9 protein-coding genes and 2 pseudogenes are annotated in these 9,420 nt (G+C 39.8%); 1 reads left to right on the top strand and 10 read right to left on the bottom strand.

Annotated features, from left to right (window positions below; all coding sequences use genetic code 11):
* Nucleotides 1–149: 149 nt before the first annotated feature.
* From ACFIJL_RS08050 to ACFIJL_RS08005, 10 genes and pseudogenes are all read right to left on the bottom strand, one after another.
* Entirely contained in the window at nucleotides 150–632 is a 483-nt protein-coding gene (locus ACFIJL_RS08050) for a hypothetical protein (protein ID WP_375624095.1), read from the bottom strand.
* Nucleotides 633–646: 14 nt separating this feature from the next.
* Complete coding sequence (locus ACFIJL_RS08045; RefSeq protein WP_375624093.1) at nucleotides 647–1,567, bottom strand: phosphotransferase; 921 nt, start codon at nucleotides 1,565–1,567, stop codon at nucleotides 647–649.
* 35 nt (nucleotides 1,568–1,602) lie between these two features.
* Nucleotides 1,603–2,430 carry an MFS transporter gene (locus tag ACFIJL_RS08040; RefSeq protein WP_375624091.1) on the bottom strand — a complete coding sequence of 276 codons (828 nt, stop codon included), beginning with the start codon at nucleotides 2,428–2,430 and terminating at the stop codon, nucleotides 1,603–1,605.
* Nucleotides 2,431–2,715: 285 nt separating this feature from the next.
* The gene (locus ACFIJL_RS08035) at nucleotides 2,716–3,027 is read right to left on the bottom strand and encodes a DUF6990 domain-containing protein (protein ID WP_375624089.1); all 312 of its coding nucleotides are present in this window, start codon (nucleotides 3,025–3,027) and stop codon (nucleotides 2,716–2,718) included.
* A 99-nt stretch (nucleotides 3,028–3,126) separates the two neighbouring features.
* A complete protein-coding gene (locus ACFIJL_RS08030) occupies nucleotides 3,127–3,696 on the bottom strand; it encodes an SMI1/KNR4 family protein (protein ID WP_375624087.1) in 570 nt (189 codons plus the stop codon).
* Nucleotides 3,697–3,748: 52 nt separating this feature from the next.
* Nucleotides 3,749–4,339 (bottom strand): SMI1/KNR4 family protein, encoded by a 591-nt coding sequence (locus ACFIJL_RS08025; RefSeq protein WP_375624085.1) that lies wholly within the window; start codon nucleotides 4,337–4,339, stop codon nucleotides 3,749–3,751.
* Between the two features lie 52 nt (nucleotides 4,340–4,391).
* On the bottom strand, nucleotides 4,392–4,982 hold the full coding sequence (locus tag ACFIJL_RS08020) for an SMI1/KNR4 family protein (RefSeq protein ID WP_375624083.1): 591 nt from the start codon (nucleotides 4,980–4,982) through the stop codon (nucleotides 4,392–4,394).
* 52 nt (nucleotides 4,983–5,034) lie between these two features.
* Nucleotides 5,035–5,613: an SMI1/KNR4 family protein gene (locus ACFIJL_RS08015; RefSeq protein ID WP_375624081.1), complete on the bottom strand. Its 579-nt coding sequence runs from the start codon at nucleotides 5,611–5,613 to the stop codon at nucleotides 5,035–5,037.
* Nucleotides 5,614–5,665: 52 nt separating this feature from the next.
* Complete coding sequence (locus ACFIJL_RS08010) at nucleotides 5,666–6,247, bottom strand: SMI1/KNR4 family protein (RefSeq protein ID WP_375624079.1); 582 nt, start codon at nucleotides 6,245–6,247, stop codon at nucleotides 5,666–5,668.
* Nucleotides 6,248–6,309: 62 nt separating this feature from the next.
* Nucleotides 6,310–8,289 (bottom strand): annotated as a pseudogene (locus tag ACFIJL_RS08005) (DUF637 domain-containing protein); the annotation flags it as partial.
* Here ACFIJL_RS08005 and ACFIJL_RS08000 point away from each other — a divergent pair.
* Nucleotides 8,285–9,420 (top strand): annotated as a pseudogene (locus ACFIJL_RS08000) (hemagglutinin repeat-containing protein); the annotation flags it as partial. The pseudogenes ACFIJL_RS08005 and ACFIJL_RS08000 sit on opposite strands and share 5 nt — an antisense overlap.

Raw genomic sequence — 9,420 nt, 5'->3', positions numbered from 1 at the left:
CTCCAAGCTCTTTAACAAAAACCCAATAAAAACGTGTTGCTAAAAGATTCCCTAGCCTCCTTACGGTTTCAGCCTTACCAAAGGAAAGCATATTCATATAATCTTCTTTGCTATTTAAATGCTCTGGATAATCTATCATCTAACCCTCCTCACAAATCACGGGAATGGCTACAACCACGCGCACATAATTGTTCATTACCTCTAGAAGAAGATACCGTGGAGCGTGCAAAACATCCGCTATCTACACCATGACTCCACCCTCCTCCTCCTGATAACCATCTCATTTCTAACCTAGCCTGCCCCCTATTCGTTATTTGCATAGGAAACGTTCCTGCTAAAAACTGCCAAACATAACCGCAACCATCTTCACAACCGATATGCGAAATCATCCGTATATTTGCCGTATTCTTATAACCTCCAGAATGTTTTGGTGAAGGTGCTTTTTTGCCTTGAATCCCACCACCTTCATTGCTTCCATACATCGCAGAGGTAAATTCTGTATTATTGAGCAAAGCCTTCTTAACACGTAGCATATCGGATATGTGATCTGTTTGTAGACGGTTCGTCGTAATAGGAACATATACATTCCATCGAATACGGACAATGATTGCAGCCCGCACTGCAATTTTCATTATAAATTACAATATTATCGCCCATGAAATTCCTTATTCAAGTTCATATAATCCAATACTAATTGTTTCATGAAAATATTTGGGTATAGACAAAAATCAGAAATTTTTTTAGCCACAAACGCTTTTATCATTGGTAAAGATTCATCCTTTGATATAGACAGCAAATGAGAAATATAGTCTATCCGTTCTTCCAAATTGAGAGATAATCTTGGACTGGTGAAAAATGTTAAGATATCCAATTCCGGACTGGCTTCTTGACATAAATCCCAATCCACTACCATAAAAGAACTATCAGGAGTAACAATGATATTATCAGGCTGTAAATCTCCATGTGATAAGGTTATATTCTTGCTTAATCGATCTTGAAAGATCTTATTGATTTGATCAATAATCGCCTTTTGATGTAGCAAATCCATTTGGCTCAATACAGTACCCCGGATAAACTCCCATTCGACTACTTCATCGCAAAGTGTTATCAAATTTGGTGCAGGATAGAGACTTTGTCGAAAAGAACCATCCTTGATGTTTTCATTAATGCACGATGCTTCTGGATAAATTTGCCCATAGCAAAACTCTTGATGCTTGCGTTTCAAGAAATGTTGTTTTGACGATTGTGCATTTTCAGGCTGTAACCAAATGATTTCTTGTTTTCTGACAAAAATAATTAAAGCAGACACCCCAAAAATCACAGCCATAACCACTGCCAACCACAAATTAGCTTGCCAGAATGTTGAAAAAACATGACCGTATAAAAAACTGAATGCAAAGGATACAACAGCTGTAATAATGGCTGTAAATGATAAAACAGTCGCGATAGCTTTGGGATCAATCAGTGAATTTATAAGAAGAGACGACAGATAAGATCGATAAGCAGATTTAAAAACACATAGCAGTAAAAATCCTAATATAAGAGCCGCAATGATTTGAAATGACATGAGAAAAAAAGCAATGGTTACCATACAACCAATCATTAAGATGGGAAAAATAGGATTTTGAAACTTTGAAAAATACTTCTGAAACAATATATTGGAACTTGCTGAAAAAAATTCCCAATGATAAAAATAATCGAAACCAAAATAGCAGGTTGAAATGGCAAAAAATCAGAAAATGCGATAGAAACAGTTCGATTATTAACCAAAATAGCAAAAGCTGAAACTGCACTTAAAAAAATAAGCGTGAAGCGATAAGGGTTTTTGACTTCTTTACGGCTGGCGCACATAACTGTGAAAATACTCGGATGAGCGTTGATATGAAAACTATCTAATCCCTTCGTCAGTTTTGAAAACATAAAAATAGCAAAAATTAATGAAAGGACTTGAAAAATTACAGGCAATGCAGGATGCACATAATAAAGTATTCCCCCTAAAAAAATAAGTACCGTTGTCACACTATAGGTAACAGCAGCCACTTCGGACTTAACGGAAAACAGTGTGCGATGCTTTGGTACTACAGAAAAGAGTAAACTATCTTCCGCACCTGAGAAACAAGCAGCTGCTAATGTAATACACAACAAATAAGTGGCGTAAGCAAAATATGCATAATTCATAAAAAGAGCTAAAAAACCGCAAAGAAAGAAAAATAGCCCAGTATAAATAACGCGCTTACTTCCATAAACATCTGATAATAAACCCAAGGGGACTTCTAAGATCAAAGGAAGCAATAAAAAATAACTACCGATTAAAATAATATCCGCTTGCGACAAATGCAATTTTTCTGACAAAAAAAGTGGTAAAACAGCAACCACTAGAGCTGTAGACTTGCTAACACTATAAATCTTAAATTGGTTAACCTTATCCACAAAATACCTTCCCACGACATCCGCTACATGCGCCAGATTCTTTCAAAGATTTTAAAACGCTTTGAGCTGACCAATCTATTGCCTCATAATTTTGTAGATTCACAAAAGCTTCTGAATAAAAGCAATTTTTAAAATCTCCATTATAGTCCAATACCAAGGATGAAAATGGAAATAAACACATTAACGGCGACGAAACGTACGTAGAATTTTCGCCTAAGTAATGATTAATACAATTTACAAAATTTTGTGACGTCCATGAGATTTTCCTTTCTTGGAACTTTTTATCTATATAAATCTGGAGGGGAATTCTTTCCTTGATAATTCATCTCTCAAATGAAAAAGTGAGGCGTTTGGCGGAAGAGTTTTGTTTCTTAAAGCCTTAGATTGATCCTTTTCCCAAGCAAGGCAATAGGAAGCAGTAATGAGTTTAGCCGATAACCGAAACTCTTTGCCGCTCTCTCCATAATTTTTTATATCATAGCCTATGCCCACAATGTAGTCAGGAAGATGATAATGCGCAAAAGTATCCCCCACGTTATCACGATAAGGCTCCCAGCCCAATCTTTTTAAAACCTCTGTGACATCTTTGGTTTGCATCATCATTCCCCCAGCATGCTCTGTAATTCTTTTACATAAAAATTACTTGTGTAATACTTAGGCTCTCTAGAAAGACTATATATTTCATCACTATCAATTTCACCTCTTCCATAGTTTTTTCCAAAAACTCTTGTAAAAAGGGATAGGTTGCGGAGTGGGAGTGTTCTCAATCTTTTCAATCGGTTGTTCACCTTCAGGTATCTCTTCTCCCACGTGTACTTTAATTCTTTTGCAAAGGAATTCATAAAAATTACTGGCGTAATATTCGCAATTATCCAATGGATACATAACATAGATTGGACATTCTCTATCCCGAAACTGCGTATAATCAAAATAAAAAATTTCATCAAAATCAGCGTAACACACGACTAGCTGTTCTGATGTTGCAAAACCATCTCTTCTATCATTTAAGTTTTGGAAAACAATATCACCACCAGGGATATCTGCTCCACACTCCTTATAAAGGCTAAAGATTTCTTCACCACCAATTTCTCCTCCTACATATTTTTTTAAAAAGCTCTTATAAGAAGATGTGAATTGCAAATCGAGAGCTTTCTCCGCCTTTTCAATCCGTAGATCATCAGCCGCATTTTCTTCAGTACGAAAATTGATAATATCATTATATTTATCAACTAATTCTACAACATCATCTAAGGTATAGGTTTTCATGGATGAACCTCAAAACATGCGTGATAAACGCTCCATATTTCCTCTATCAATTTCACCTCTTCCATAGTTTTTTCCAAAAGCTCTTGTAAAAAGGGATAGGTTGCGGAGTGGGAGTGTGCTCAATCTTTTCAATTGGTTGATCACCTTCAAGTATCTCTTCTCCCGCGTGTACTTTAATTCTTTTGCAAAGGAATTCATAAAAATTACTGGCGTAATATTCAGAATCGCCCAATGGAAACCTGACATAGAGTGGGCATTCACCATCCCTAAACTGCGTATAATCAAAATAAAAGGTTTCACCAAAATCTGTTCTGTTAACGACAAGCTGTTCTGGTGTCGCAAAACCATGTTTTCTATCGAGTAAGTTTTGGTAAACAATATCACCAGCAGGAACACCTTCCCCACAATCTCCATAAAGGCTATAAATTTCTTCACCACCAATTTCTCCTCCTCCATATTTTTTTAAAAAAACTTTATAAGAGGATGTGAATTGTAAACCGAGAGCTTTCTCCGCCTTTTCAATCTGTAGATCATCTGTTTCATTCTCTTCATCATCTTCACTACCCAAATTGATAATATCATCATCATATTTATTCACTTTATCAATTAATACTGCAACATCAGCTAAGGTATAGGTTTTCATAGATGATCCTCAAAACTTGCGTGATAAACGCTCCATATTTCCTCTATCAATTTCACCTCTTCCATAGTTTTTTCCAAAAACTCTTGTAAAAAGGTATAGGTTGCGGAGTGGGAGTGTTCTCAATCTTTTCAATCGGTTGATCACCATCAGGTATCTCAGCTCCCACGCTTTCTTTAATTCTTTTGCAAAGGAATTCATAAAAGTTACTTGCGTAATATTCGCAATCTTCAGATGAAAGCATGACATAGATTGGACATTCTCCATCCCTAAACTGCGTATAATCAAAATAAAAGGTTTCACCAAAATCTGTTCTGCTAACGAAAAGCTGCTCTGGTGTCACAAAACCACGTTCTCTATTGAGTAAGTTTCGGTAAACAATATCACCAGCAGGAATACCTTCCCCACACTCCTTATAAAGACTAAAGATTTCATCACCACCAATTTCTCCTCCTCCATATTTTTTTAAGAAAACTTTGTAAGAGGATGTGAATTGCAAGCCGAGAGTTTTCTCCGCCTTTTCAATCTGTAAATCATCTGTTTCATTTTCTTCATCATCTTCACTACCCAAATTGATAATCTCATCATCATATTTATTCACTTTATCAATTAATACTGCAACATCAGCTAAGGTATAGGTTTTCATAGATGATCCTCAAAACTTGCGTTATAAACGCTCTATATTTCCTCTATCAATTTCACCTCTTCCATAGTTTTTTCCAAAAACTCTTGTAAAAAGGGATAGGTTGCGGAGTGGGAGTGTTCTCAATCTTTTCAATCGGTTGTTCACCTTCAGGTATCTCTTCTCCCACGTGTACTTTAATTCTTTTGCAAAGGAATTCATAAAAATTACTGGCGTAATATTCGCAATTATCCAATGGAAACATAACATAGATTGGACATTCTCCATCTCGAAACTGCGTATAATCAAAGTAAAAGGTTTCATCAAAATCAGCTTCACACACGATAAGCTGTTCTGCTGTCACAAAACCACGTTTTCTATCATTTAAGTTCTGAAAAACAATATCACCAGCAGGAATACCCATAGGATTATCATAAAGACTATAGATTTCTTTACCACCAATGTCCCCGCCTTTACAATGTTCTAAAAAACTCTTGTAAGACGATGTAAATTGTAAACCGAGAGCTTTCTCCGCCTTTTCAATCACGAAATCACCAACTGCATCATCTTCAGTACCAAAATTGATAATCTCTTCATCATATTTAATCACTTTATCAATTAATACTGCAACATCAGCTAAGGTATAGGTTTTCATAGATGATCCTCAAAACTTGCGTGATAAACGCTCCATATTCCCTCTATCAACTTCACCTCTTCCATAGTTTTTTCCAAAAGCTCTTGTAAAAAGGTATAGGTTGCGGAGTGGGAGTGTTCTCAATCTTTTCAATTGGTTGATCACCATCAGGTATCTCTTCTCCCGCGTGTACTATAATCCGTTTGCAAAGGAACTCATAAAAATCACTGGCGTAATATTCGCAATCGCCCAATGGAAACCTGACATAGAGTGGGCATTCACCATCCCTAAACTGCGTATAATCAAAATAAAAGGTTTCATCAAAATCAGCATCACAAACGATAAGCTGTTCTGGTGTCGCAAAACCATCTTTTCTATCGAGTAAGTTTCGGTAAACAATATCACCAACAGGAACACCTTCCCCACACTCCTTATAAAGACTAAAGATTTCTTCACCACCAATTTCCCCTCCTTTGTAATTTTTTAAAAAACTCTTGTAAGACGATGTGAATTGTAAGCCGAGAGTTTTCTCCGCCTTTTCAATTACAAGATCATCAACTGCATTTTTTGCAGTACCAAAATTGATAATCTCATCATCATATTTATTCACTTTATCAATTAATACTGCAACATCATCTAAGGTATAGGTTTTCATCAATTATTCTCCATAAATTATTCTATAAGTTTCTTTTTTCTCTTTTCATCAACCGTAGAGCATTATTGCCGATGCTCCTGTCCCCATCCGTCAAAATCTATCCCTATGATACCCCATCTCATATCAATTATTCCTCCTAAATTACTGTTTGTTTGTTCTCTATACCCTTTAGCACGTTCCTTCCAATATTCCGCTCTCCACTTCTCAAACTTTTTTCTCTCTATAAGCGATTGATGTGTTTTTGGATTATTATGAATCACGGAACTATATTTGTTATGAGATTCCTTGCTCATTTCTGCTATGGGCCCTTCAGGCGTTTGTTTTAGGTGATGCAACTCAACAGATTGACCATCAAAACCTATAGGTGCTCTTCCTGCTTCCATTCTCTCAATATTGGTGCCCCACACTTCTTTTTTGTTTTCCATCCATTTTACCCTTTTATTAGGATCAAACAAATCGTCTCTCTGATAGGCTTTGTTCGTCTGACCAAATTTGCTATCGGTAAATTTAGTGGGTTTCTTTTTTAACCAAAGCTTTTTTTCTTTAGCAGCGAGTTTAGTTAGTTCTTTCCTAGCAGCTAGTTTGTCAGGATCTCCCTAAGCTGCAAGTTCTGCAAGATTTTTCTTGGAAGCAAATTGGGCAAAATCTTTCCTAGCATTGAACTTGATCACAGCCTTTTCGCCAAGCTTTATACCTTCCTTGGCTGCTCCAGCACCTCCCAAAAACAGCGTTGCTACTTCAGTCAATAATTTTCCAAATTCAAGACCAGCATTAAAGGAACCACCGGCACCGGCTCGCTCATATTCCTCCTCCATTTTATTAATGCGATCTACATAGGGCTGTGCAAAGGCATGCCCAAGGGTAGCCAACACCTTACCACTGGTGAAGAAATCTTTGAGCGCTTTCAAAATCTCTTTGGAATTTTTGGCTATTTGTATCAAGTCACCAACCGTAGGAGAACTGATTATTTGCAAAAAACCATCAACCGTACCGTATACTTCAGCCGGTACACCAGCTACCATACCTGCCCCAAAGCTTATATCTTGCCCTGTACTAATCGCAGACCACTTCGCAGACACTGCTGCTTCACATAAAAGGTCAGGACACTCCTTTAATTCTTTCTCCATCTGAGCTTGTTGCGCACTGCTGAGGTAGTTATTTGCAGCGGCATTACCTGCGGCATCGGCACCGGCATCAACATTGCCACCGGCAAGGGCAGCGGCAACGCCCCCAGCAGCCCGTGCAACATCAATGGTGTGGTCTCTAAAGTCAGCAAACTGCGCATCAATCTTTGCGTTTATACGCGCTTCCTCTTCCGGAGTTGGGGTGCGACCGTTTAGGTCCCCCATTTCCTCTTTCACAATGCCTTGCACCCACAATTGAAACTGGAGCATAGCGGTGGCTTCGCCCACAGCACCCCCCACAGCACCGGCTGTGCAAGCACCGCTCGCAACAGCGCCTTTTAAGCAGCCAAGACCGGCGTGGGCAACGATCTGTGTGACCGTGTCTATTTTGCCTTCAGCCTTGGCGGTACCGATTTCTTCCGCCAACGATTTTCCAACCGTATCAGACAGGGCGATGCGCAGATTGTTAAAAAAGTTCTTGTCAAGAGAGCCACCCTCAAGAGCCGTTTGCACGCCTGTGCCAATGGCGGCTTTGATCAGGTTCTTTTCCGCTTCACTGGCGATACGATCGACAAAAGGAGCCGTTTTTGGCAAGGATTGTCCAACACCTGCCATTTCCGTTATTTGGCTGGTTAAGCCTGCTGTCAACATCGACGAAACAATGCTGAGAACATTCTTTGAAGAGCCAAGCTCATGCAAGGCGCCGGCAATGTTGCCGCGATTATTGACAAGAGCCACAGCGCTTTTGTTAATCAGCGCTTGGACACCTGCCTGTATCGCTGCATTCATGGCGGTACTCGAGCCAAGCCCCAAAGCACCGGTAATGGCACTGGCAGCGCCCGAGGCTGCTCCGCCCGTAACCGCCGTGACAGCCAAGGCCACGATAGCCGCACCGGCTTCTGTCAGCCCTTGGGCTTTTTCTTCCGGTGTTATTCATGGTGATACGGTTACCATGACGGGTGATACGATTGTCAATAGTACCGCTAAAATCCGTGACACGAATGAATATGGTTTTGTTGATCGAGCTGGGCAGAAGGGACAAATTCTCTCTGATCATGAATTAAACATTCAATCCCTTGGTGATCTTGGCTCAGAGGGTGGGGAATTCACCAGCGGCGGTCCGATGACGGTGATTGTCGGTGGTTCTGCTACGTTTGGTTCATTAGTGCTAGAGAGTGACCATAAGGAAACATTGGAAAAAGGGCATTATAACGCCCAAAGCAGTGAGCACCGTTTGACAGAAGTCAAAAGTGATGGAGATTTGACCATTGTCACAGGTGGTGAACTTAACCTTGAGGGAAAGTTTAAAGCCAAGGGCAATGGGGATTTCACCAGTGGTGGCGCTCTCAACGCGATTTCAGAGCAAGATTTTAACAGTTTTGATTTGGATCTTAGGGGCAAAGAAGGCGACAAATCGAAACAAAAGAATAAGTTTCGTCAACAATCAACAGAAGTTACTACAAACAAAACCACGATAGAAGCAGAGGGCAACCTCTCCATGCACGCGCAAAATGGGGATCTCACACTTGGTGCGGCAGGGCTATCAAGTGGTGGTCAGACGCATTTGGCATCAGATAAGGGAAAAATCAAGTTTCTGACCAACAAGGATCAAGATTTTAAGGACGTTTATCAGCGTAATGAAAACCTTGTGTGGTGGAGTGAGGGCGACAAAGGTTACCTTAAGGAGACCATCGAGCATGTCACCATAGATGCTAAGGGTGGCATGAAGCTTGATGCAGGCAATGGCTTCGTTGTTGAATATGAGGCAACCGGTGATTTAGACAAATCCCTTGAGCAATTGTCACTCTCTCCAGGCATGGCATGGATTAAGCAACTGCGTGATGATCCAGAATTATCCAAGCAAGTGGATTGGCAAGCAGTTAAGGCTGAGTTTAAAGACTGGGATTATAAAGCCCAAGGATTGACAGAAGCCGGTGCGGCTATCGTGGCATTGGCTGTCACGGCGGTTACAGGCGGAGCAGCCTCGGGCGCTGCCAGTGCCATTACCGGTGCTTTGGGGCTTGGCTCGAGTACCGCCATGAATGCAGC

Origin of the sequence: Bartonella sp. TT119HLJHH, assembly GCF_042193385.1 — a bacterium.
Lineage (GTDB): Bacteria > Pseudomonadota > Alphaproteobacteria > Rhizobiales > Rhizobiaceae > Bartonella.
The sequence above is the reverse complement of the archived record's forward strand: the minus strand, read 5'-3'. Positions and strand labels throughout refer to the sequence as shown.